At 64.1% G+C, this 23,264-nt stretch carries 18 protein-coding genes; 7 read left to right on the top strand and 11 right to left on the bottom strand.

The annotated features are described in order from the left end of the window. Nucleotides 1-15: 15 nt before the first annotated feature. Nucleotides 16-1,395, bottom strand: coding sequence for an L-serine ammonia-lyase (locus JC607_RS03650; protein ID WP_198835580.1), 1,380 nt, complete (start codon nucleotides 1,393-1,395; stop codon nucleotides 16-18). 225 nt (nucleotides 1,396-1,620) lie between these two features. Between JC607_RS03650 and JC607_RS03655 the strand changes: the two genes are divergently transcribed. Genes JC607_RS03655 through JC607_RS03665 form a run of 3 tightly spaced genes read left to right on the top strand, consistent with a single transcriptional unit; the run spans nucleotide 1,621 to nucleotide 3,457 of the window. Continuing rightward, nucleotides 1,621-2,913, top strand: a complete 1,293-nt coding sequence (locus JC607_RS03655) for an adenylosuccinate synthase (protein ID WP_198835581.1) — start codon at nucleotides 1,621-1,623, stop codon at nucleotides 2,911-2,913. Nucleotides 2,914-2,916: 3 nt separating this feature from the next. Continuing rightward, on the top strand, nucleotides 2,917-3,171 hold the full coding sequence (locus JC607_RS03660) for a DUF2842 domain-containing protein (protein ID WP_198835582.1): 255 nt from the start codon (nucleotides 2,917-2,919) through the stop codon (nucleotides 3,169-3,171). A 1-nt stretch (nucleotide 3,172) separates the two neighbouring features. Next, nucleotides 3,173-3,457 carry a putative quinol monooxygenase gene (locus JC607_RS03665; protein WP_092896387.1) on the top strand — a complete coding sequence of 95 codons (285 nt, stop codon included), beginning with the start codon at nucleotides 3,173-3,175 and terminating at the stop codon, nucleotides 3,455-3,457. A 72-nt stretch (nucleotides 3,458-3,529) separates the two neighbouring features. Here the strand turns inward: JC607_RS03665 and JC607_RS03670 are convergent, their stop codons facing one another. Both JC607_RS03670 and JC607_RS03675 read right to left on the bottom strand, forming a co-directional pair. After that, on the bottom strand, nucleotides 3,530-5,134 hold the full coding sequence (locus tag JC607_RS03670; protein WP_198835619.1) for an APC family permease: 1,605 nt from the start codon (nucleotides 5,132-5,134) through the stop codon (nucleotides 3,530-3,532). A 625-nt stretch (nucleotides 5,135-5,759) separates the two neighbouring features. Continuing rightward, on the bottom strand, nucleotides 5,760-8,795 hold the full coding sequence (locus tag JC607_RS03675; protein ID WP_198835583.1) for a hypothetical protein: 3,036 nt from the start codon (nucleotides 8,793-8,795) through the stop codon (nucleotides 5,760-5,762). Between the two features lie 135 nt (nucleotides 8,796-8,930). Here JC607_RS03675 and JC607_RS03680 point away from each other — a divergent pair, with 135 nt between their 5' ends. After that, complete coding sequence (locus JC607_RS03680) at nucleotides 8,931-9,623, top strand: thiamine diphosphokinase (RefSeq protein WP_198835584.1); 693 nt, start codon at nucleotides 8,931-8,933, stop codon at nucleotides 9,621-9,623. Here JC607_RS03680 and JC607_RS03685 read toward each other — a convergent pair. Next, nucleotides 9,584-10,585 carry a DMT family transporter gene (locus JC607_RS03685; protein WP_255532294.1) on the bottom strand — a complete coding sequence of 334 codons (1,002 nt, stop codon included), beginning with the start codon at nucleotides 10,583-10,585 and terminating at the stop codon, nucleotides 9,584-9,586. The two genes, JC607_RS03680 and JC607_RS03685, sit on opposite strands and share 40 nt — an antisense overlap. 355 nt (nucleotides 10,586-10,940) lie before the next feature. Between JC607_RS03685 and secG the strand changes: the two genes are divergently transcribed. Together secG and JC607_RS03695 are read left to right on the top strand one after the other, a co-directional pair. Then, complete coding sequence (secG, locus tag JC607_RS03690) at nucleotides 10,941-11,408, top strand: preprotein translocase subunit SecG (protein WP_198835585.1); 468 nt, start codon at nucleotides 10,941-10,943, stop codon at nucleotides 11,406-11,408. A gap of 151 nt (nucleotides 11,409-11,559) precedes the next feature. Further along, nucleotides 11,560-13,203 carry a CTP synthase gene (locus JC607_RS03695; RefSeq protein ID WP_198835586.1) on the top strand — a complete coding sequence of 548 codons (1,644 nt, stop codon included), beginning with the start codon at nucleotides 11,560-11,562 and terminating at the stop codon, nucleotides 13,201-13,203. A gap of 226 nt (nucleotides 13,204-13,429) precedes the next feature. Here JC607_RS03695 and mdoH read toward each other — a convergent pair whose 3' ends face one another. The 7 genes from mdoH to JC607_RS03730 form a co-directional block, all read right to left on the bottom strand. Next, on the bottom strand, nucleotides 13,430-15,157 hold the full coding sequence (mdoH, locus tag JC607_RS03700) for a glucans biosynthesis glucosyltransferase MdoH (RefSeq protein WP_198835587.1): 1,728 nt from the start codon (nucleotides 15,155-15,157) through the stop codon (nucleotides 13,430-13,432). A 2-nt stretch (nucleotides 15,158-15,159) separates the two neighbouring features. Further along, entirely contained in the window at nucleotides 15,160-16,761 is a 1,602-nt protein-coding gene (locus JC607_RS03705) for a glucan biosynthesis protein (RefSeq protein ID WP_198835588.1), read from the bottom strand. Next, nucleotides 16,758-18,020 carry an OpgC domain-containing protein gene (locus tag JC607_RS03710; RefSeq protein ID WP_198835589.1) on the bottom strand — a complete coding sequence of 421 codons (1,263 nt, stop codon included), beginning with the start codon at nucleotides 18,018-18,020 and terminating at the stop codon, nucleotides 16,758-16,760. Before JC607_RS03710 ends, JC607_RS03705 begins: the two co-directional genes overlap by 4 nt. 302 nt (nucleotides 18,021-18,322) lie before the next feature. Further along, complete coding sequence (locus tag JC607_RS03715; RefSeq protein ID WP_198835590.1) at nucleotides 18,323-19,747, bottom strand: YdiU family protein; 1,425 nt, start codon at nucleotides 19,745-19,747, stop codon at nucleotides 18,323-18,325. 120 nt (nucleotides 19,748-19,867) lie between these two features. After that, nucleotides 19,868-20,242 carry a pore-forming ESAT-6 family protein gene (locus JC607_RS03720; RefSeq protein ID WP_092901435.1) on the bottom strand — a complete coding sequence of 125 codons (375 nt, stop codon included), beginning with the start codon at nucleotides 20,240-20,242 and terminating at the stop codon, nucleotides 19,868-19,870. A gap of 132 nt (nucleotides 20,243-20,374) precedes the next feature. Beyond that, nucleotides 20,375-21,289, bottom strand: a complete 915-nt coding sequence (locus JC607_RS03725; protein ID WP_198835591.1) for a LysR family transcriptional regulator — start codon at nucleotides 21,287-21,289, stop codon at nucleotides 20,375-20,377. A gap of 249 nt (nucleotides 21,290-21,538) precedes the next feature. Continuing rightward, complete coding sequence (locus tag JC607_RS03730; RefSeq protein ID WP_198835592.1) at nucleotides 21,539-21,778, bottom strand: hypothetical protein; 240 nt, start codon at nucleotides 21,776-21,778, stop codon at nucleotides 21,539-21,541. Between the two features lie 287 nt (nucleotides 21,779-22,065). Between JC607_RS03730 and JC607_RS03735 the strand changes: the two genes are divergently transcribed. Beyond that, complete coding sequence (locus JC607_RS03735; RefSeq protein WP_198835593.1) at nucleotides 22,066-23,115, top strand: substrate-binding domain-containing protein; 1,050 nt, start codon at nucleotides 22,066-22,068, stop codon at nucleotides 23,113-23,115. The last annotated feature ends 149 nt before the right edge of the window (nucleotides 23,116-23,264 follow it).

Raw genomic sequence — 23,264 nt, forward strand, 5'->3', positions numbered from 1 at the left:
GCCAGAGGCCTGGCTTCAGCAATTGGGGACGTTGACGGCCAGTCCGCCCAGCGAGGTTTCCTTGTATTTCTCATGCATATCATGGCCGGTCTGACGCATGGTCTCGATACAGGCATCGAGGCTGACGAGATGCTGGCCATCGCCGCGCAAGGAGAGGGAGGCGGCGGAGACTGCCTTGATGGCGCCGAGGCCGTTTCGTTCGATACAGGGGACCTGGACAAGGCCTTTTACCGGGTCACAGGTCATGCCGAGATGGTGTTCCAGCGCGATTTCTGCGGCGTTTTCCACCTGTTCCGGCGTGCCGCCCATCACCGCGCAGAGCCCGGCTGCTGCCATGGCAGCGGCGGAGCCCACCTCGGCCTGGCAGCCGCATTCCGCGCCCGAGATCGAGGCATTGTGTTTGCACAGCCCCCCGATGGCGGCGGCGGTCAGCAGGAAATCGCCCACTCTCGACGCGGAGGCGCCCGGCACATGGTCGAGCCAGTAGCGGATCACCGCCGGCACCACACCGGCCGCACCATTGGTGGGCGCGGTCACCACCTGGCCACCGGCCGCATTTTCCTCATTCACCGCCATCGCGTAAAGCGACATCCAGTCATTGATCGTATGCGGCGCCACAAGGTTCAGCCCGCGCTCGGCCTGGAGCGCGTCATAGATGCCTTTTGCCCGCCTGCGCACCTTGAGCCCGCCGGGCAGGATGCCATCGACCTCGATGCCGCGGTCGATGCAATTGTTCATCACCTCCCAGATCCGCGCCATGCCGCGATCCAGATCCGGTGCCGAACGGAATTTCAGCTCGTTCTGGCGTTTCATCGCCGCGACCGTCAGGCCGGATTTCTGCGACATTTCGAGCATTTCAGCCGCGGATTCAAAGGGCCAGGGCACATCTGCCTTTGCCCGGGCACCGCCCCCGGCCTGATCTGCAAGCTCTCCGGCGGTCAGGACGAAACCGCCACCGATCGAGTAATAGATCTCTTCGAATATCACATCGCCCTCGGCATCGGTCGCTTTCAGCACCATGCCATTGGCGTGCCCCGGCAAGGACGGGCCGAAATCAAAGCTGAGATCGGTGGCCGGATCAAAGGCCAGCGCCGGCAGACCGGGCGGCGTCACCGTCTTCGTGGCGCGGATCGCGGCCAGCGCCGCCTCGGCCTTGTCGTTGTCATAGCTTTCCGGCACGAAGCCTGCGAGGCCCAGCACCGTCGCGCGGTCGGTCGCATGGCCCACCCCGGTAAAGGCCAGCGAGCCATGCAGCACCGCCCGCACCCCCTTCACCTGGAAAGGCGAATTGCGCAGCCGGTCAAGAAAGCGGGCACCGGCCACCATCGGGCCCATCGTATGGCTCGACGAGGGGCCGATCCCCACTTTGAACATATCAAAGACCGAAAGGAACATTCGCGCGAATCCTGGCTTGTTTTCTCGCGCCAGAATGACCGGGCGCGGCCTCACAGGTAAGCGCTAAAACGACAGAAGCAATCCTGCGAGCGGCTTTCATTTGCCTGCAGGTGTTTGTGCGGGTGCAGGCAGGATTGGCCTGCCACCGGTTTTTCCTGTTTCCCCCGGGCGACACAGCCGCTATAGCTCAGCCGCATTTTTTCTTTCGCAAAGGCAGGCTGCTCAATGGCCAATGTGGTTGTCGTAGGCGCCCAATGGGGTGACGAGGGTAAAGGCAAGATCGTCGACTGGCTCTCGGAGCGGGCCGATATCGTTGCCCGGTTCCAGGGCGGCCATAATGCCGGCCATACGCTGGTGATCGACGGTAATGTCTACAAGCTTTCGCTGTTGCCCTCGGGCATTGTGCGCGGCGGCAAGCTGTCGGTGATCGGCAATGGGGTGGTGCTCGACCCATGGGCGCTGCTGGCCGAGATCGAAAAGCTTTCGGCTCAGGGGGTCGAGATCAACTCTGACAACCTGATCATTGCGGAAAACACGCCGCTGATCCTGTCGATCCATGGCGAGCTGGACCGCGCCCGCGAGGCGCAGAATTCGGTCGGCAAGATCGGCACCACCGGGCGCGGCATCGGGCCGGCCTATGAGGACAAGGTCGGCCGCCGCTCGATCCGCGTGGCGGATCTGGCCGATGAGGCAACGCTGGACACCCGTATCGACCGGCTGCTGACGCATCACAACGCCCTGCGCAACGGCCTCGGGCTGGAGCCGGTTGACGTGGTGGCGCTGAAAGCGGCCCTGCAAGAGGTTGCGGGCAAGATCCTGCCCTATGCAAAACCGGTCTGGAAAGTCCTGACCGAGGCGCGCCGCGCCGGCAAGCGTATCCTGTTTGAAGGCGCTCAGGGGTCGCTGCTGGATGTCGATTTCGGGACCTATCCCTATGTGACCTCGTCGAACACCCTTGCGGGTATGGCGGCAACCGGCGTGGGCCTTGGCCCGACCTCGATTGATTTCGTGCTCGGGATCGTCAAAGCCTATACGACCCGCGTCGGCGAAGGCCCCTTCCCGACCGAGCTGTTCGATGAAGACGGCGAGCGTCTGGGCCAGCGCGGCCATGAATTCGGCACTGTCACCGGGCGTAAGCGTCGCTGTGGCTGGTTCGATGCCACGCTGGTGCGCCAGACCTGCGCGACCTCGGGCGTGTCGGGCATTGCGCTCACCAAGCTCGATGTGCTGGACGGGTTCAAGACGCTGAAGATCTGCGTCGGCTATGATCTCGACGGCGAGCGCTATGACTATCTGCCGACCGCCGCGAACCTTCAGGCCCGCGTCACGCCGATCTATGAGGAGATGGAAGGCTGGAGCGAATCGACCCAAGGAGCCAGGTCCTGGAATGACCTCCCCGGGGCTGCGGTGAAATATGTCCGCCGCATCGAAGAGCTGATCCAGTGCCCGGTTGCCCTTTTGTCGACCAGCCCGGAACGCGACGACACCATCCTCGTCACCGACCCTTTTGCGGACTGACCGATGGCGCTCAGCTACCGCAAACGCAAAAATCTGGCGCTCCTGATCCTTGTGATCGGGGTGCCGGTCTATTGCTTTGTCACGCTGGTGCTGATCGGGCTGGCGAATGACACCTGGTGGTCTGAGCCCGGCGAGCGGATGCCGCTGTTCATGGAAGCGGTGATCTTTATCGGCCTCGGCCTTGCCTGGGCACTGCCTTTGCGCAGGATCTTCCTCGGGATCGGCCAGCCCGACCCCGAAGCACCAAAGGAGCCCTGACATGCTGAAAGTCATCGCGCAGGATTTCATCCGCCCCGAGGCGCTTGCCGAAGTGCGTCCGCTTTATGAGGAACTGGTGCGGCTGAGCCAGGCCGAGGCGCTGTGCATCAGCTATGATCTGTTCACCAATCAGAAAGATCCCGGTCATTTCATCTTTGTCGAGACCTGGCCGGATCGTGCCGCTCTTGATCTGCATTGCGAGACCGAGCATTTCCGCCGCCTGGTGCCGCAGATTGATGCGCTGCGCCGGCAGGAGGGGACCTTCCTTCTGATGGATGCGTTCTGATCCGATCCTCAACTCATGAAAAAAGGCGCGCAAGGGACATCCCCTGCGCGCCTTCTTCATTTTGTCCCTGGATCAGAGGGTGAAATACATATTCGAGGCCGCTGCCACCGCGATACCGGCCGCCAGCACCAGGTAGGGCAGGATCCCGGCCTTCCTCACCAGCAGATCGCGCGACGAGACGCCAAGATCTTCGAGCATCCGGTCGGGGAATTTGCCCTTATCGGTGACATAATGGCGCCAGGCAAAGACCGGGATGATCAAAGCCGCCGCCACGATGCCCGACATCAGCGTCCCTGCCCCCCAGACGTTCGCCCCGGCGCCAAGCAGCACCATATTGACGAAGCTGAGCGCCACACCTGCCGCCATCAGGATCGTCGGGCAGCGCCAGGGGCGCGGCACATCCGCATTGTCGATGCGGTGGATCCAGCCGGAATTGAGGTTGAGGAAGTTGAAGATCAGGTAGCAGCAGTTGGAAACCGCCAGCACGAACAGGTAATCCGACATCATCAGCAGGATCAGGTTAAAGGCGAGATCCGTCCACATGGCCGTGACCGGCGCCCCGTGTTCATTGACGCGGGACAGGTATTTCGGCAGCCAGCCGTCAACCGAGCCCTGATAGAGCGTCCGCGACGAGCCCGCCATCGAGGTCATGATCGCCAGCATGGTGGCAAGGATCAGCAGGACCACCATCAGTTTGGTGACAAATGCGCCGCCTCCGACCATCTCGCCCATGACGCCGGCGACCGCCGTGCCATCGACGATGCCCGGCTGCAGGATACCGTCAACCCCCAGATAGCCCTGGAAGGCCAGCGGCACGAGCGTGAAGATCACCACGCAAAGCAGCCCCGAATAAAGGATCGCCCGCACGGTGTCATGCTCCGGACGGCGGAACTCGGAGGTGTAGCAGATCGATGTCTCGAATGCATAGGTCGACCAGGCCGCGATAAAGAGACCACCGAGGAACAGCGTGATGCCATGGCGGTCCCAGATCCCGTCGACCACATTCCCGGCCTCATCGGTCGCCATCGGCACCAGCGGGAAGAGGTTCTCGGAATGGACATTGCCCGACAGCAGCGGCACGAGACCCACCACCAGCAACGGCACGATCACCGCAATGCCGAAAATTGTCTGGATCCGCGCGGTTGAAAGAATACCGCGATGCTGGATCGCAAACACCACCAGCAGCACCGCCGCCCCGATGAAGAAGGTCGCGTTGATCCTCAGCGTGATCCCCTCTTTCAGGAAGCCCAGATCCGCCAGCGTGATCTGCCAGGACAGCAGCGCCGAATCGGCCGGGGCAAAGGCGTTCAGCATATAGCCCGCCGCCAGACCCGATCCGATCGCCAGCACCGGCGTCCAGGCCAGCCAGTTGCACCAGACCGACAAGGGCGCGATCACCTTGGAATAACGCACCCAGGCCGAAGCCCCGTAAACCGAGGCGCCGCCGCTTTTCGACGGGAAAAGCCCCGCGATCTCGGCATAGGTATGTGCCTGGATAAAGCCAAAGGCGACCGAGATGATCCAGATCACCCAGCTCGGCGTGCCGACAGTCGCCGCGATCCCGCCAATGGAAAACAAGACCAGCGCGGGGACGCCCGCCGCCACCCAAAAGGCCGCAGGCCAGCCGATCACCCGATGAAGCGTGTTCTCCTCACGCCCCGTTCCCGCATCATTCATGCTCAAATCCCCCTCCTGTTGGTCAGAGTTGATGGGCCCGCGGCTTTTATTTTGCGGTGCCCTTTTGGAAGGTGGCGCTCAGGGGCCACCCATTTTCCGGCCCGGATCTTTCCCGTGCCGCCGGAAGTGTCGCGTGCTGTCTGGCGCAGCTCCGGACCGCAAGACCCGGGGTGCCAAAAACTGCTGCACACTATGGAAGAAGGCTGAGTGGGCAGCCACCGGCCAAAAGACCGGAGCAGAGGAATGCGCCGAAATCACGACCCTGGACCTCCCAGACACCCAAGACTGCCCGACGCCCAAAACAGCCAGACGCTCGGGGCGCCAGGCCGGGGCTGCGAAATACCAGCCGGACGATGCGACCTCAGGTCCGATTCGGGAAGCTTAATTTTAATCTCAGGAAATTAATTCCCAGGAGAAGAAACCCCATTCCCGCTCTGATTGCAAAAAAAATCCGGGCGGGACTGGCGGCGGCCTGACGGGACTGGCGGGAAAGCGGCGCCGAAGGGCGGCCACAAAGACAAAGGCCGGCCCCCTGCGGCACCAGCCTTTCATCGAATGTCATTGGCCTCACGACAGGGCCGGGCGCCAGCCCCGGGTCGGGTCGCGGGTCGGGTCCCGGATCCGGTCAGCCGAGACTGCGGCGCGCTTCCGCAAGGATCGCCGAGGTTTCAGCAATGGCATATTGGCCACGGCGCTGCTTCACCAGACGGCCCTCGCGCAGGAGGGTTCCGAAGGCGCGCAAACCTTCCTCGCGGGTGAAGATCTCCCCCAGCTCGCCCGCAATGACCCGGCTCATGAGATAGGGACGGGTGAAATATTCGCGCATGTCGACACAGGCGGCCCAGGCGGCGGCAGCTTCCATCAGATCGGGCAAGCTGCGGGCGCCAACCTCTTCGGTAAAGGCCGCGAACGCGCCGTTGGTCGCGAAGATATTGCCGTCATCGGCCAGGTCATCATCTTCTGCGCCATCTTCTGCGGCCAGATCATCCAGAGCCAGATCTGCGGCATCGGCATCGGAAGGGCTGACAACCTCCCGGATTTCCTGTGTCGCCCCGGGCGCGGTTGTCGCCTCTTCCTGCTCGGCCTCAAAACTGCCAAGTGGCGTCGCCACTGCGGCAGAGCCATGCACCAGATGCGGGCGCGGGCCGGTCTCGCGCAGATCGCTGCGCTTCGACTGATCAATCCGCTGTTCCGAGACCAGCACCAGCGGCGCCGGGCGGGCGGCGGCGGGCGGTGTCTGTGGCTGCGACTGGGCCACAGCACCGGTGTCCGGTGCCACGCCGGCAGCTGAGACCGTGGCCGGGGTGGTCTCGCCGCCCTCACGCATCGGGCGCGCCGGCCGGACCGGACGCACCGGGCGCGGCGCATGCGGCATGGGCGGGGTGATCGACTGGGTCACCGATTGCGCGAGGTCGTCGCGATAAGCGCCTTCGCGCTTGCCGGGATCTGCCGGCGTCACGCCGGCGCGGCGATCCGCGATGGCAGCCGCCACAGCCGCCTTCAGATGCTGGATCGAGGCGATGCGGCGCTTGTTTTCCGGCCCGGCCATTTCATCATCGGCCTGTTTCATCAGCCGGGCGAGATCCTCGTCCGACCGCGGGGGGACGGCTTCAGGGGCCGCAGACGTGGGTTCAGACGGGGTTTCAGCCGGGCCGGTGAACTCCGCCGCAGCCGGCGGGGCCTGCGAGGCGGCGGCTTCGGTGCCGGGAGTCGCAGCCTCGGGGCTGGTCGCAACAGCATCGACACGGCGGATCCGGATCACCCGGGCACGGGCGCGCTCCAGCCGGGCAGCGGCGGCGGGTTCAAGCGGCTGAGCCTCCGGCGCGGGGCTTGCGGCGTCATCTGCGGGCAGACCGGCACCGGGGCGGGCTTCCGTATCCAGGCCTGTGGGCGCATCAGAGACATCCGCCGCCACCGGTTGTTCCAATTCGGAACGGGCAACCTCTGTGTCCAGGGCGGCGTCGCCAGCGGACTGTGTCGGGAGATCATCGGCCCCGACCCGGCTTTCCGACGCATCGCGCCACCCGTGATCCGCATCCTTCGCCACATCGCGAACCGACGCGTCGGGCGCATCGCTGCGCGCGGCCTCGTCCGGGTCTTCGCCAGGGGGCGAACCAAGCTCGCTTTCGATTTGTGCCAGCTCGGCGCGCAGATCCTGGTCCAGCCCGGCAATCACGTCTGCGGACGAAAGATCCTCCGCCGTAGCCGCGGCCATTGCCGCACCAACCCCTGGCAGGGTCTCTTCCAGCGCGGCCTCCCAGGCCGTTTCGTTTTCGTCATATTCAGGGTCATCGGCAAAGGCATCGCCCGGGATCCCGGCGGCTTTCGCCCTGGCCTTCTGCGCGGCCTCTCCTGCATCAGCTTCTGCCTGAGCCTCTGCCGCAGCGGCCGAGGCGGCCTCTTCGGGCGATGCTTCGCGCGAGAGGCTGGCAATCAGGCTGCCGATGTCGACATCAGCCGCAGCGGTCTCCGCCACAGCCTCCTCCGCCACAGCAGAGGCGATGTGAGTGGCCACACCCTGCCCTGCGGCGGGCGCGCCGGTCAGTTCCGCGGCCAGTTCCCGCAGCTCGGCCAGAGCGGCAGCACTGGTGCCCTCCGCACGGGGCGGGGTCGCAAGGGGAGCCTGCGCAAGATCGTCCTCAGGGCTTTCACCCATGGCCTCAGCCGACGAGGTCAGGCCGACCTCGCCCGCTTCCGGCGCCGCCGGCGTTTCGCTCGTATCGCTTACCTCGGTAAAGGCTGCGCGCAGGTCTTCATCGATCGCCGCGAGAGTGGCATCGTCTGAGAGATCGCCCAGCTCAGGCTCGAAATCCTCATCTCTGCCAAATTCCGGCTTGCCCATGCCTGGCACAAATGCGGCAGCTTCCTCCAGGTCGGGCGCAACCAGGTCGGGCTCTGCGAGATCAGGGTCTTCAGCGATATCGGCAAAAGCCGCCGCCGCAGCTGCCAGTGGTGCCGCCGCAGCTTCTTCAACGCGCGAGGCCGGCTCGATGGCGCGACGCAGACGGGCGAGTTTTGCGGCCACCCCTTCCGGGACCGTATCACGAAGCGCAGGCGCAGCATTGCCCACCGGATCGTCACGCCGCGTTTTCGCCGCCTGGGCCGGTGCAACCTGTGCCGGATCTTCTGCCATCAGTGCGGGGTTCTCGGGCGTGGCGCGCATCACGGAGTCGCGCGCAGCCTTGCGGTCGCCAGCCGTGCGGTCTCCAGCCGTGGCGGGCGCGGGTGTCTCTGCCGGAGCCGCTTTTGCAGGCTCTTCAGTAACCTCTTCCACCACCGGCCTAAGCACCGCAGCCGGGAGGCTCTTTTCCCCCCGGGCGACCGGGGCCTGCACAACAGTCGCGGCGGCAACAGGCGCAGCCGTCAGCGGCGCAGGCGCATCCCCGGCGGGAACGGCCTCCTCCTGGTCGCCGGCGCGCAGCACCACTCTGTTATCGGTGATCTTCGCCTCGACCCGGCGCTGGATCTCGCGTTCGGCTATCCGGTGCAGCATGGCGGCATCGGGCTGCGGCGGTTCCGCACCGAAATAGCGATCCTCGGCGGCGAGATCGCGGAAATATTCGGCAATCGCCCGCATCGTGGTAAAGGGCTCATCAAAGCCCTCGAGCGTGCAGCTAAAGGTCCCATAAGAGACAGTCAGGATCTTGCTGGCATCATTCATCGACGCGGACCTCATACTTTCCATCACGGAAACATTGCTGGCGCTTTGTTCGAATCCATGGACAGACCGGGGTAATTTGAAGGATTGATTGTGTTCGCCCGCCCCGGGTTTTGCCTTAATTCGAACAGTATCCGCATGAAATTGCCTCTTGATCAATGCCCGAACCTTCACTTCTCCGCTGGGATTACGCTGGTGGGCGGCGGCCCGGTGCCGGCGCGCGACCTGGCACTGGCGCTGCGGCTGGCGCCGGTCGCAATTGCGGCAGATGGCGGTGCCGACCGGCTGATGGCGGCGGGAATCGCCCCCGAAGCGGTGATCGGCGACCTTGATTCGATCTCGCCCGCAGCACTGGCGCAGATCCCTTCCGGCCGGCTGCACCGGATTGCGGAACAGGACAGCACCGATTTCGACAAGGCGCTGCGGCGGATTGCGGCGCCTTTCATCCTCGGGCTGGGCTTTACCGGGGCGAGGATGGATCACGGGCTGGCCGTCCTCAACAGCCTCGTGCGCCATCCCGGGCGCCCCTGCCTGGTGCTTGGCCCGCAGGATGTGGCCTTTGCGCTGCCCCGGGGCGAGACACGGCTGCGGCTGAAGGCCGGGGACCGGGTGTCCCTGTTCCCCTTCGCGCGCGTGACGGGCAGAAGTGAGGGGCTGGAATGGCCGCTGGATGGCCATGTCTTTCAGCCCGACGGCTTTATCGCCACCTCGAACCGTGCCTCCGTTGCGGATGTGGTGCTCAGGCCCGATCAGCCGGGCATGGTGGCAATTCTGCCGCGCCGAAGGCTGCGTCAGGTGATCCGGGCGCTTTGCCCGGCGGCGGCGGTCTGACGCGCCCGCTCGCGGATCGCCACCCGCTCACGATGCACGAGATAAAGGCCCGAGGCGATGATGATGGCGATGCCTGCGAAACTCAGCGCATTCGGCAGATCGTGGAAAACGAGGTAGCCCAGAATCACCGCGATCACGATCTCGAAGTAATGCAGCGGCCCCAGCGTGGCCGAGGGCGCAAAGCTCAGCGCCATGGTCATGCACATATGGCTGATGCAGGCCCAGAAGCCGACGCCGATCAGCCAGAGCCATGTAATCCCCCCGGGCATGACAAAGGCGAATTGCGGCAGGGGGCCGTTCCACAGCACCGCGAGAACCGGAAGGCAGAGCACCACCCCCGCCCAGCTGGTGTGGAACTGCATCGCAACCGGATGCATGAAAGACGACATGCCGCGCGTGACCAGCATATAGAGCGCGAAGCCAAAGGCCGTCCCGAGCGGCCAGAGCGCCATCAGCCCGAAAACGGTGATCGAGGGCTGGATGATCAGAAGCGACCCCGCAAAGCCGACGATACAGGCGGCGATCCGGCGCGGCCCGACCTCGTCGCCAAAGATCCAGCGGCCGAGGAGCAGCAGGATAAAGGGTTCGAGAAAAGCGACGGCAAGGGCATCGGCGATCGGCATCACCGTCAGGCCCGAGACAAAGGAAAAGGTCGAAAAGACCAGGAGGAAAGCGCGCAGGAACACAAGGCCAAGCGCACGCAGGTTCAGCGCAGGCGAGATCCCCATCAAGAGGATCACCGGCGCCATCATCAGCCCCTGGACAATGAACCGTGCCGCCGTGATCCAGCCGACCGGCATGCCCGCCTCCGCCGCAAGCTTGGACGAGACATCCAGCAGCGGCGCCAGCGTACAAAAGGCCAGCATAAGGATAATGCCCGGCAGGATGCGGTCGGTGGCGCGTGCACCGGCTGAGGCGGCACGGGCGCCGGTCGGGCGAGAGGGGGAAAGGGCCTGGGTCATAGGTCCTGGCTATCCTGCCCCGCCGGTCGCTGCCATGCTGAAAGCGACAGCACGCTGCCCGTTTTCACAGCAAAGACCGCCCGCGAAGACCTCCGGATAGGAACACGCGATATGACGACGCGGGCGCGGGGCGGGCGCCGCGCGCCTCAACCCTGCCTTGCGCCGGGCGAGGCCCGGAATGTGGCCGGGCCGCTGCGCGGTCAGACCGCCCCCGGCGGCTCCGCCCCGACGGGGCCCGGACCTCGGACCGCGCCCCCGGTTCCCGAAGCCTTTGCCACCCGCAGGACCGCCTTGCCCTTGCGCAGGCGCGATCTTGTGAATAGATAGCCGCATCCGCTGATGGAGCCTCTGCCCGATGGAAACCTTTGTCCTTACGATCCACCTGATCCTTGCCTTGCTGCTGATCGGAGTGGTGCTGGTCCAGAAGAGCGAAGGCTCCGCCCTGCTGTCCGGCGGTGGCAATATGCAGGCGCGCGCCAAGCCCAATGCCCTTACCCGCGTGACCTGGATCCTTGCGGGCGCCTTCATCGTGACCTCGCTGGCGTTGACCGTGCTGGCCACGCGCGGGGCAAGCACCGGCTCGGTGGTTGACGGGCTGATGCCCCCGGCCGCGCAGACCAACAGCAGCAATCCGGACATCTCGGGCATGATGCCGCCTCCGGCCTCGGGCAGCACCGATCCGGCAGCACCGCCTGCTGCTGCGGATCCCGCCGCTCCTCCTGCCGCGCCTGCACCTTCCGCGCCTGCCCCTGCGGAAACCACTCCGGCCGAAGCGGCGCCTGAAGCGGCCCCCGAAACCACACCGGCCCAACCGGCCAACTGATCTACAATCCATTGACGGGTTTCGCCTGCCGCAAACATGATCTTGCGGCAGGCGGTTGCGTTCTGACGCGCATCAGGCTATTTGCCGACTCCCGTGGTGATGCGATTCCACCTGTCCGAATCGCCTGTTTCCAGAACTACGGGAGTCCCCAATGGCGCGTTATGTCTTCATCACCGGTGGCGTTGTATCGTCACTCGGGAAAGGTCTCGCGTCTGCGGCTCTGGGCGCGCTGTTGCAGGCCCGGGGCTATACGGTGCGCCTGCGCAAGCTTGACCCCTATCTGAATGTCGACCCCGGCACGATGTCGCCCTTTGAACATGGCGAAGTCTTCGTGACCGATGACGGCGCCGAGACCGATCTTGACCTTGGCCATTATGAGCGCTTCACCGGCGTCTCGGCGCGGATGACGGATTCGATCTCTTCGGGGCGGATCTATTCCAACGTGCTCGAAAAGGAACGTCGCGGCGATTACCTCGGCAAGACGATCCAGGTCATCCCGCATGTGACGAATGAGATCAAAGACTTCCTCCGCATCGGCGAAGATGAGGTCGACTTCATGCTTTGCGAGATCGGCGGCACGGTCGGCGATATCGAAGGGCTGCCCTTTTTTGAAGCCATCCGCCAGTTCATCCATGAACGCCCGCGTGGCGAATGCATCCTGATGCATCTCACCCTCCTGCCCTATCTGGCGGCATCGGGCGAGCTGAAGACCAAACCGACCCAGCATTCCGTCAAGGAACTGCAATCGATCGGCCTCGCGCCAGATGTGCTCGTGTGCCGCTCGGAACATCCGATCCCGGACCGCGAGCGGGAAAAGATCGCGCTCTTTTGCAATGTGCGCCAGGAACATGTGGTCCCCGCCTATGATTTGAAATCGATCTATGAGGCGCCGCTGGCATACCATCGCGCCGGCCTCGATCAGGCGGTGCTGGATTGCTTTGAAATTTCGCCCGCACCCCGCCCCAATCTGGAGCGGTGGGAAGATGTGATGGACCGGCTCGACCATGCCGAGGGCGAGGTCCGCGTCGCGGTGGTCGGCAAATATACCCAGCTTGAAGACGCCTATAAGTCGATTGCCGAGGCACTGACCCATGGCGGCATGGCGAACCGGGTGCGGGTGCGGGCGGAATGGATCGACTCGACCCTGTTCGAGAAAGAAGATCCGGCCGCCTGGCTCGATGGCTATGACGCCATCCTCGTCCCAGGCGGCTTTGGCGAACGCGGCACCGAAGGCAAGATCCGCGCCGCGCAATTCGCCCGCGAAAAAGGCGTGCCCTATCTCGGTATCTGCCTTGGCATGCAGATGGCGGTGATCGAATCCGCCCGCCACCTCGCCGGGATCGAAGGCGCCGGCTCGGAAGAATTCGACCATGAGGCGGGCGGGAAACGCTTTGTCCCGGTGGTCTATCACCTGAAGGAATGGGTGCAGGGCAATCACAAGGTCCGCCGCAAAGCGTCCGACGACAAAGGCGGCACTATGCGTCTGGGGGCCTATACCGCACAGCTGAAAGAGGGGTCGCGCGTCGCCGAAGTCTATGGCGGCACCATGATCGAGGAACGCCACCGCCACCGCTACGAGGTCGATATCCAGTACCGCGAGCAGCTTGAAGCCTGCGGCCTGACCTTCTCGGGCATGTCGCCCGATGGCAAACTTCCGGAAATCGTCGAGATCAAAGGCCATCCCTGGTTCATCGGGGTCCAGTTCCACCCCGAGCTGAAATCGAAACCCTTCTCGCCGCATCCGCTCTTTGCCGATTTCGTCCGCGCCGCGAAAGACAGCGGCCGCCTGGTCTGATCCGATCCCCAGATCCCGGCCCCAGATTCCAGCCCTCTGATCCCGGCCCACTGATCCCAGAGCGCATTTTCTGTCCTTAAATATCCCGGGGGAGTCCGCGCCAAAGGCGCGGACGGGGGCAGTGCCCCCTCCCCGGCCAGCCAAAAGCAAAAGGGCGGCCCGACCGGGCCGCCCTTTTTCATTGTCTCAATCCTGGCTCCGACCGCAGCTTCCCCCTTTCCGGGGGTCAGCGCTCAGAGGTCAGCGGCACCACCGCCAGATTGCCCGCAGGCCCCGAGACCCAGGCTGAAACCGGCACCGCCAACAACAGCCCCACCGCCACCGGCAGGAACCAGACGCTCAGGATGCCAAGCGCGATCATCCCGCTCAGCAGCACGCCAAGCCCGGTCTCCCCGGCATGGAATTTCAGCAGCGCCTTCAGGGGGATCCGCCCCGACATATGCTGCGGCCAGCCGGTATCTGCCCCGGTCAGCGCCCGGAAGATGATCTTCGCATGGTGCAGCATCATCACCGGTGCCGACAGCACCGCCACCACCGTCTCGATCAGCAAGAGCTTCACGAAGCCGAGCCGCCGCCCCTTTGCCACGCCCACCCGGCGCAAATAATCCAGCACCCCGAAGGCCCGCGGCGCAAACAGAAGGAAGATCACCGTGCCTGCCAGCCAGATCTCCAGCTGATCCGTTGTCTGCCCCGTCCGCCCCTGATCCGCCATTGCCCAGAGGACCAGCATCACCAAAAGCAGCACCGAACCGATATAGGCCATCGCGCCCGAGAGGAAATGCAGCCGCGAGACCCAGTGCAGCCCCGGCACTTTCAAGAGCCGCATATGTTGCAGATTGCCCTGGCACCAGCGCGCATCCCGCTTGATATGGGCCAGCAGGTTCGACGGCGCCTCTTCATGGCTGTCGGCGGCTTCGGGGATGATCCGCACGCCCCAGCCGGCCCGGCGCAGCAAAGCCGCTTCGACAAAGTCATGGCTCTGGATCACGCCCCCCATCGGGCGCGGACCCGGCAGATGCGGCAAGCCGCAATTGGTGGCAAAAGCCTTCATCCGCACCATCGCATTATGGCCGAGGAAATTGCCGTCAGACCCGGTCCAGATCGCAAAGCCACGACCATGCGGGCCGCCGTAAACCCGGCTCGCGAAGCTCTGCATACGCTGCCAGCGGCTTTCGCCCGCGCCGGTGATCGGCAGGCTCTGCGCCAGCGCGCAGCCGGGATCGGCGACCAGCGTGTCCGCCAGCGTCAGCACCGTCTCGCGCCCCATCACCGAATCCGCATCAAGGATCAGCGCTGCATCATAGGCCGCGCCCTGACGGGTGATCCAGTCCCGCACATTCCCTTGTTTATAATCGGTATTCTTCAGCCGGTGGCGATAGGTGATCGCCAGATCCGGGCGGCTCGCGGTCAGTTTCGCGACCATAGCCGCCTCGTCCAGCGCCGCCCGCCCGTTGCGGGTATCCGACAGCACATGCAGCGAAAAGCGATGCGCATGGCCCGGCGCCCGCAGGCTGTCCAGCAGCGCCACCGACGGCGCCAGCGTCGCTTCCGGATCCTCGCCATACATCGGCAAAAGGATCGCGATCCGAAGGCCAGGGGCCGCCGCATTGGCCTTTGCCGGCGCGCGCCAGAACAGGCCAAAGAAAGACGATACGACCGACATCGCCATCCAGAACACGGCAAAGCCCGACAGAGCCGCCAGCAGCAGATCGGCCGGCGCAAAGATGCCATCCGCCGCCAGCACCGTGCCGGTCATATAGCCAAAGCCAATCGCAAAGGGCGGCGGCACCAGCAGCACAGCGGCACGGGCCAGCCGCGAATGGCTGCGGATCGGCCCGCCGGCGCGCGAGGCCGGGTCATGCGAGGGCCGGTCGAGCAGCTGGTCAGGCATCGACAACGGCGCCGGCAGCGTGACCGGGCGGAAGCCATATTGCGGACGAAAGGCACGAGACATGTTCAGGCCACCCAACGATAAAGCCAGACTTCACCAACCATGGTCACGCCACCGCGCCACAGCTCTACCCGCAGTTCCACCGGTTTGTCCTCCGGCAGGATCAGCGTCACATCGACCCGCATTCCGCCGGTCGCCTCATTCCTGTGGATCAGCGTGCCGGTCACGTCTCCGGCCGAGGCCGTGACCCGCGCCTCCAGCGCGCCCGGATCAGAGCCGAGCGCCGGATGCGCCTCATAATCAATCGCGAACATACGGCCCGCCTCGAAGACCCGGTCGCCCTGACGGGACGCAATCACACGCGCTTTTTCGCCATCGACCGGCGGCGCGCCATCGGCCCAGTAAAGGCGATAGGCGAAACGGTTTTCCGATCCGGCCTCCATCGGCGCCTCGGGGCGCCAGAAGGCGACGATATTGTCATAGATTTCCTTATCCGCCGGGATCTCGACCAGCACGACCGAGCCCTTGCCCCAGTCGCCTTTGGGTTCGACCCACAAGGAGGGCCGGCGCTCATAATGCGCGGCAAAGTCATTATAACTGCCCGGATCACGCGCGCGCTGCATCAGGCCAAACCCGCGCGGGTTCTCATCGCTGAACCAGGAGGTCTCCACCGATTTCGGGTTGTTGAGCGGGCGCCAGAGCAGATCGCCCAAGCCGGTCGCGACCAGCAGCCCGTCGCTGTCATGCACGCCTTCGCGGAAATCATCAAAGGCGATCCGGTTCATATCATTGAACAGGAACATCGACGTCCCCGCCGCCAGACCCGTCGCCGTCAGCGTGACGCGCGGGAAGACAACGGCCTCGATATCCATCGTGGTCACATCGCCCTTGCGGATCGCGAAACGGTAAGCGCCGGTCAAAGACGGGCTGTCCATCAGCGCCCAGACCACCGCCTCTTCGTCATGCAGCTTGCCCTCTTCGATCCAGAAGCGGCGGAACTGCGGAAATTCCTCGGGCTGATCCGGCGCCGCGGTGTTCAGCGCAAAACCACGCGCCGAAAGCCCGTATTGCTGGCCTTTGGCCACCGCGCGGAAATAGGTCGCGCCCTGAAAGACGGCATATTCCTGGAAGGTGCCCCTGGTCTCGATCTCGCCCGTCAGGCGGAAGCCCGAAAACCCGGTGCCGGTCTCGGGCAGTTCGGGGAAACGGTCGGTGCGGACAAAGAGGTCGTAATCGAACAGGATCGCGCGCGCCTCGCCCCGGGCGACGGCGAAAATCTCGACCGGGAAATGCTGATAGAGGCCGGCCACGAACATTTCCGCCCGGACCGGGCTGTCGGTCGCACCGTAAAGCGCATGTTTGCCATCGAACCAGATCTCACGGATCTGGTCATAGGTCAGGCCCTTCCATTCCGGTGAAATCTCGGTCGGGGGCGCATAGGGCTGTTCGGCCATGGCGCGGGCCAGCGCCTCGACCATACCATCGGCAAAGGGCTCGGCCGCGCCGAGCTTCACGCCTTCGGGGGTGACAATCCCGCCCTCGGGCAGCTCTTCGGCCCGCCCTGCCCGCGGCAGCACGCCGGCCGCCGCCATGGCCAGCACGAGGCCAAGCGCCCCACGCCGGTTCAGCGCGGCCGAAGTGAGGAAATCGGAAACGGTCCTGGTCATGCCTTGGCTCCCTGAGACGGCACGACGCGGCCGGCCTCATGTATACTCGGCGCCGGGGCCGGCACCGGATCAGGTGCGGCAACAGCGCTCATATGACGTTTCCAGCCCTGCCCCTTGAACCAGGCGGCGATACGCGCCGTCAGCCAGATCAGCAGGAGGCCGGTGAAATTGATGGCCGGGGTCACGATCACGCCCGGTCCGAAAAGATAGAGAAAGGCACCCAGCACCCGCGCCAGCACCATCGAAACCGCGAAAACCGCCAGCGATTGCCGCCCGATATCGGTGACCAGGCCAACAAGGCGCGGCCAGTCGGCGGCAAGGCCGCGCAGCCTTGCGCCCTTTTCGCCCGCCAGCGCCCAGGCGAGATAGGCCAGCGCCAGGAAATGCACATAGCGCAACAGGCCAAAGCCGGTCTTGTCGTAAAGCAGGCGCCATTCATTGCGCCAGTCCTGCAGGATCGTGGATTTGCCGATCACCACATGCCAGGCGAAGGGCACGGTCAGGATCACGATGGCCAGCGCCAGCACCACCAGCTCACGCCGCAGAGGGGGCGCCGGGATCCAGCCCGACATCAGTGCGAAACCGGTAAAAAAGACCAGCTGCCAGGCGAAGGGGTTGAAGAACCAGGGCCGGGTCGAATTGTTCACGAACCACCATTCCGCCGGCAGCCAGAGGCTGCCCGTGGTGCCGCAAAGCCAAAGCACGACCGAGGCCGCCAGCGCCAGGCGCGGATCGATCTTTGCCAGCGCGACCATCACCGGAACCAGCGCGAGCAACACCATATACATCGGCAGAATGTCGAAATAATTCGGCACATAGGTCAGCGTCATCAACCCGAAGAAATTCGACGCGGTGTTTTTCAGGAAGGGGTAGAGGTTCAGCGAGCCGACCTCATCGCGGGGAAAGATCCCCGACATATTCAGGGACAGCATCGCGAAAACGGCGACGAGGAAGACGCCGATATGAACCCAATAGACCTGCCAGATGCGGTAAAAGATACGCCCTGTCCCGATCAGCCAGCCGGCGCGGTGAAAGATCACGCCATAAGCCAGCGCCGAGGCCATGCCCGAGCAGAAAACGAATATCTCGGTCGAATCCGAGAATCCGAACCGGCCCGGCATCCAGAGGGTCCAGGGGTTATCGGTGATATGGGCGATGAGGATGACGATCATCGCGAGGCCGCGGAAAAAATCCAGCCTTATGTCGCGTTCACGCCGCTCACCGCCGTCAGCTCTGGCGGTCACTGGTTTGTCGCTCACGTCTCGCCTCTGCACCCTGTGCTGGCTGGCGGGCCTTGCGGGTCAGGACGTCCTGACTGCCGGTTCCCGTCTTGCTGGGCGATCCTTTTGCCTCAGGGCGCGAATCGAGTATTTCGCACTTGCAGCATTGGGATCATCGGGCGATTCGATACTGCCGCGACACATTTCCTTCAACTGATAAGTGTTTGAAAACACCGGTTCGTGCGGGAAACCACGACCCCGGGGCACGTCTTTGTGCAGCTTTCCGCCGATGGGGCGGTTGCTGCCTCTGCAAAAAAGATGTGATGGAACCGTTTCCCGGGTCAGGTACCGCAAAAAGTCACATATCGCCCAAAACCCTGCGGCGCGGGCAGCATGTAATATTCCGCCTCTTCCCACGGGTTTTGCACCGCAGCCAGCAGCGAACGGAAGGGCGCGAGGTCGCCCTCGGTCGCCGCCGCGAGCGCCTCTTCGACCCGGTGATTGCGCGGGATCACCGCCGGATTGGCGGCCCGCAGCTGCGCCGCCGCCCCGGGCGCAAGCCGCGCCTGCCAGCGTGGCAGCCAGGCCTCCATCTTCGTGAAATCCCCGAACAGCGCTTTCAGCGGCACCGGATCGCCCTCAACCAGGGTGGCAAGGCGGCGGAAGGTCAGGGTCCAGTCCGCACCGGTCATCGCGGTCAGCAGATCGTCGATCAGCGCGCCATCCGCGTCATCCTCGCCCGAAAGCGCCAGTTTGCGCCGCATCACCCGCAGCCATTCGCGCCGGTAAAGCCCCGCGATCCCTTCAAGCCGGGTGTTCAGCAGCTCTACCCCCGCCGCCTCATCCCCGGCGATCAGCGGAAGCAGGCATTCCGCCAGCCGCGCGAGATTCCAGGCAAGGATCAGCGGCTGATTGGCCCAGGCATAGCGGCCCTGGCGGTCGATCGAGGAAAACACCGTGCCGGGGGCAAAGGCCTCCATGAACGCACAGGGGCCATAGTCGATGGTCTCGCCCGAGATCGCCATATTGTCGGTATTCATCACGCCATGGATGAAGCCAAGCCCCATCCATTCGGCGATCAGCGCGGCCTGGCGGGCGCAAACCTGATCAAAGAACGCGAGGTAACGCTCTGGCGTGTCGGGGATTTCCGGATAATGGCGGCGGATCGCGTAATCGGCGAGCGCGCGCAGCCTCTCGTTGTCACCACGCGCGGCGAAATACTGGAAAGTGCCGACCCTTATATGGCTTGCCGCCACCCGCGCCAGAACCGCGCCGGGCAAGAGCGCGCCATCGCGCGCGATGCGCTCGCCCGTGGTTGTCACCGCCAGCGCCCTGGTCGTGGGCACGCCAAGCGCCGCCATCGCCTCGGAAATCAGATATTCGCGCAGCATTGGCCCAAGGGCTGCCTTGCCATCCGCGCCACGCGAAAACGGGGTGCGGCCCGAGCCTTTCAGCTGCAAATCCCAAAGCCGCCCGTCCGGCCCCCGGATCTCGCCCAGAAGATGCGCCCGCCCGTCGCCCAGAGCCGGAGAAAAGCCGCCGAACTGATGCCCGGCATAGGCCAGCGCCGCAGGATCCGCGCCTTCCGGCACCGTGCCCCCTGAAAACCATGCCGCGCCCTCGTCCCGCAACTCAGTCAGTTCCAGACCCAGGGACCTTGCAAGTGAGTCATTCAGCACGATCAGGGCAGGCGACGGCGCCACATCCGGCATATGACGCAGGAATGTGCCCGGAAGCTCGGTCAGATAGCTGTGGTGAAGCTGCATCGCACGGTCCCCTTAAAATCCAGTACAAAAGATAGGGGTTTGGCGGGCAATGAAAAAGGCCCCCTGAGGGGGCCTTTGACACGCCGGGACCGGGTCACGATCCCTGACCAGTCGGGGCGATCAGCCGCCCATCTGGGCCGAAGCCGCAACGACAGCATCCGCCATCTGCTTGCACATATCGGCAATGCTGCTGCCCTGGGCTTCCGCCGCCGCCAGATCCTGCTCGACGCCGCCGACCGAGAGCTTGCCCTCTTTGCCTTTGGCATAGGCTTCGTCGCCTTTGGTGGCATCGGTCGCTGCCGGCAGCAGCGCCATCATCTTGGTCTGAGCCTCGACGGCCGCGCCATCGGTGTGACCCTCGGCCTGGCAGTATTCCAGCAAACCAAGCTGATTGCGCGCCGCAGCCACGGCGTCATCCATCGTTTGCGCCATCAGCGGCGCGGCAAAAAGAGAAGCCACCAGAGCAGCCGAAGACAGGACCAGAGACTTACGCATATCAAACTCCACAATTGGGATCATTGCTGCGGCACAAAACAGGGCCGCCACGCAAAGAGCAAGTTCTCATCGCGCGGCGGCCGCGGCAAGGCAAGAACCTGCTGAAATTCAAGATGAAACGGCGGGATTTCGCTACTTGACCAATTCCGGAGAGACGACCCGACGGGTGTGGAAATCGCTTTGACCAAGGAAATCGACAAAGGCCCGGAGCGCCGCCCCCATATTGCGCGAGCTGGGCCAGATCACACTCACCGGCAGTTCCGGCAGGCCGTAATGCGTCAGGATCGGCACCAGCCGCCCCGCTGCCAGATCCGCCGCGACCTGAAAGCCGACCGTCAGCGCGACCCCCTGCCCGTCCAGCGCCGCCGTGCGGATCATATCGCCGTTATTGGTCGAGAATGCCGGCGTCACCTTCTGATGGATCACCTCATTGCCGCGACGGAACGGCCAGGTGCCGGCACTTTTCGTATTGGTGTAATAGAGAATGCGATGTTCGCTCAGATCGGCGGGATCTGTCGGCGTGCCATGTTCGGCAAGATAATCCGGTGAGGCGACCAGCACCGTATCGACCTGGCACAGATGCCGGGCCCGCATGCTGCTGTCATCCAGCACCCCCACCCGGATGGTGGCATCAAACCCCGCTGCAACCGGATCAACACAGCCATCATCAAGCGAAAGATCCAGCCGCACATCGGGATAGGCTTCCATGAAGCGCATCACATGCGGGTTCAGAACCTGAAGCGTGAACGTGACCGGCGCGCCGATCCGCAGCTTGCCCGCCACCATTCCGACGCCCTGACGGACGGAATCATCGGCGTCATCCAGATGTTGCAGGATTTCGCGTACCTGTTCGAAATAAGAACGCCCCAGCTCCGTCGGGCTGAGCGAGCGGGTTGACCGGGTCAGGAGCTGCGCCCCAAGCCGCGCCTCCAGATCCGAGACATATTTGCTGACAAGGCTGCGCGAGACCCCCATCCGCCTGGCAGCCCCCGCAAAGCTGCCCTCTTCGATAATATGAACATAAGTGCGCAGAACTGCCGTATCCATAACACGTACCCGGTTTCCGGTGATTTATATGTGCAGGACTTAGGCATGCCGGGGCCTTCCGACAACCGGAGACCACGCGTCACATCTGTGCGGCAGAGCGCGAATTTCACATCAATGTTACTGTTTAAAGACGTCAGATCATGCGCGGCGCGGATACCGGCCCTTTGCCGCCCTCTTATTTAAGAAAGGGGCAGCTGCTGGTGCAGCTGCCCCTTTCGCCATCCGGCCGCTTTGCGCCCGGAACCGGGCTCAGCCACGGCCTTTGCTGGTGTCGCGCGGACCAGCCGGGATTTTGGTCACTTCAACCGGGGTCGAGCGTTCCAGACCCAGCTGATGCATCTCTTTGCTGGATTTGATCTGGGCCGCCGGCACTTCGACGATTTCCGGAGCAGCGCGGGTGATTTCCGGAGCCGGCAGAGCAGCCAGGGCGAACTGGCTCGAAGCGGCGATGAGGGCTGCAGCGGTGGCGATGGTAGCGAAGCGTTTCATTTTATTGTCCTTTCGGTTTTTTCGTGACGCTGTTCTGCGTCGGATGAGAGGGATATAGACCTGCGTATCCGCTAACATCAGGCCCGCTTTTTCGACATCTGTGTTCATCTATGCTGATCAATGCCGCAGCGCAGAAGCTGTCCTGGCCCTGCGTGCCCTCGGTATCTGCGGGCCGGGAGACCGAAATCGTCATGCTTTTGTTACACAAATGCAGGATTGCCGTTACCGAACCCGCATATTCCGGCTGGCGAAGGCCGACTCGCCGGTCTGCACATCAGGAGTGATCCATGAACACCGTGAAACTCGCCGTCTCCGCCCTTGCGATGGCTGCCGCGGCCTCGGCCGCCTCTGCGCGCGACCAGATCCAGCTGTCGGGCTCGTCCACCGTTCTGCCCTATGCCACGATCGTGGCCGAGGCTTTCGGTGAGAATTTCGACCACCCGACCCCGGTTGTGGAAGGTGGCGGTTCGGGCGGCGGGCGCAAGAAACTCTGCGAAGGCGTTGGCGAAAACACCATCGACATTGCGAATTCGTCCTCGCGCATCTCGCAATCGGATATCGACCTCTGCGCCAAAAACGGTGTGGCCGAGATCCTCGAAGTCCGCATCGGCTATGACGGCATCGTCTTCGCTTCGGCTGTGGACGGCCCGGAATTCGCTTTCGAGCCGGCTGACTGGTACAATGCGCTCGCCGCTCAGGTCGTCAAAGACGGCGCTCTGGTTGCCAACCCGAACAAAGCCTGGGCCGATGTGAAGGCCGATTTCCCGGCCCAAAACATCCTCGCCATGATCCCGGGCACCAAGCATGGCACCCGCGAAGTGTTTGACGTGAAAGTTCTGGAAGTCGGCTGCAAGGCCACCGGCGCCTATGACCTGTTCCTCGCCGCTGCCGAAGGCGACGACGATGCGAAGAAAAAAGCCGCTGTTTCGGGCTGCCATGCCCTGCGCACCGATGGCGTTTCGGTCGATATCGACGGCGACTATACCGAGACCCTCGCCCGCATCGACGCCGATAAGAACGCCATCGGCGTCTTCGGCCTGAGCTTCTACCAGAACAACACCGATAAGCTGCGCGTCGCCACCATCGGCGGTATCGTGCCTTCGGTGGAAACCATCGCGGCCGGCGAATACCCGATCTCGCGCCCGCTCTATATCTATGTCAAGAAAGCCCATTTCGGCGTGGTGCCGGGCCTGAAGGAATTCGTCCAGTTCTTCGTCTCGGATGAAGTGGCTGGCCCCGATGGCCCGCTCGCCGCTTACGGCCTCGTTTCCGATCCGGAACTTGCCGCGACCCAGGCAATGGTCGAAGCGGAAACCCCGATGGGCCCGCTGAACTGATCCCTGCCGGGACTGGTGACTTCACGAAAAAGGAAAGGCGTCCGGAGAAATCCGGGCGCCTTCTCCATTGGCTCGTGGCGCAGGGGGCGCTGCCCCCAGGCGACCTGCGGCCGCCTCCCCCGGAGTATTTTGATCAAGAGGAAGCTGGC

The organism is Paracoccus sp. IB05 (assembly GCF_016405985.1).
Lineage (GTDB): Bacteria > Pseudomonadota > Alphaproteobacteria > Rhodobacterales > Rhodobacteraceae > Pseudogemmobacter.

Coding starts and splice junctions, on each gene's coding strand:
- JC607_RS03725 (WP_198835591.1), bottom strand. CDS start 21,289: ATGGATACGGCAGTTCTGCGCACTTATGTTCATATTATCGAAGAGGGC.
- JC607_RS03720 (WP_092901435.1), bottom strand. CDS start 20,242: ATGCGTAAGTCTCTGGTCCTGTCTTCGGCTGCTCTGGTGGCTTCTCTT.
- JC607_RS03675 (WP_198835583.1), bottom strand. CDS start 8,795: ATGAATGATGCCAGCAAGATCCTGACTGTCTCTTATGGGACCTTTAGC.
- JC607_RS03695 (WP_198835586.1), top strand. CDS start 11,560: ATGGCGCGTTATGTCTTCATCACCGGTGGCGTTGTATCGTCACTCGGG.
- mdoH (WP_198835587.1), bottom strand. CDS start 15,157: ATGTCTCGTGCCTTTCGTCCGCAATATGGCTTCCGCCCGGTCACGCTG.
- JC607_RS03680 (WP_198835584.1), top strand. CDS start 8,931: ATGAAATTGCCTCTTGATCAATGCCCGAACCTTCACTTCTCCGCTGGG.
- secG (WP_198835585.1), top strand. CDS start 10,941: ATGGAAACCTTTGTCCTTACGATCCACCTGATCCTTGCCTTGCTGCTG.
- JC607_RS03705 (WP_198835588.1), bottom strand. CDS start 16,761: ATGACCAGGACCGTTTCCGATTTCCTCACTTCGGCCGCGCTGAACCGG.
- JC607_RS03735 (WP_198835593.1), top strand. CDS start 22,066: ATGAACACCGTGAAACTCGCCGTCTCCGCCCTTGCGATGGCTGCCGCG.
- JC607_RS03715 (WP_198835590.1), bottom strand. CDS start 19,747: ATGCAGCTTCACCACAGCTATCTGACCGAGCTTCCGGGCACATTCCTG.
- JC607_RS03685 (WP_255532294.1), bottom strand. CDS start 10,585: ATGACCCAGGCCCTTTCCCCCTCTCGCCCGACCGGCGCCCGTGCCGCC.
- JC607_RS03660 (WP_198835582.1), top strand. CDS start 2,917: ATGGCGCTCAGCTACCGCAAACGCAAAAATCTGGCGCTCCTGATCCTT.
- JC607_RS03655 (WP_198835581.1), top strand. CDS start 1,621: ATGGCCAATGTGGTTGTCGTAGGCGCCCAATGGGGTGACGAGGGTAAA.
- JC607_RS03730 (WP_198835592.1), bottom strand. CDS start 21,778: ATGAAACGCTTCGCTACCATCGCCACCGCTGCAGCCCTCATCGCCGCT.
- JC607_RS03650 (WP_198835580.1), bottom strand. CDS start 1,395: ATGTTCCTTTCGGTCTTTGATATGTTCAAAGTGGGGATCGGCCCCTCG.
- JC607_RS03665 (WP_092896387.1), top strand. CDS start 3,173: ATGCTGAAAGTCATCGCGCAGGATTTCATCCGCCCCGAGGCGCTTGCC.
- JC607_RS03670 (WP_198835619.1), bottom strand. CDS start 5,134: ATGAATGATGCGGGAACGGGGCGTGAGGAGAACACGCTTCATCGGGTG.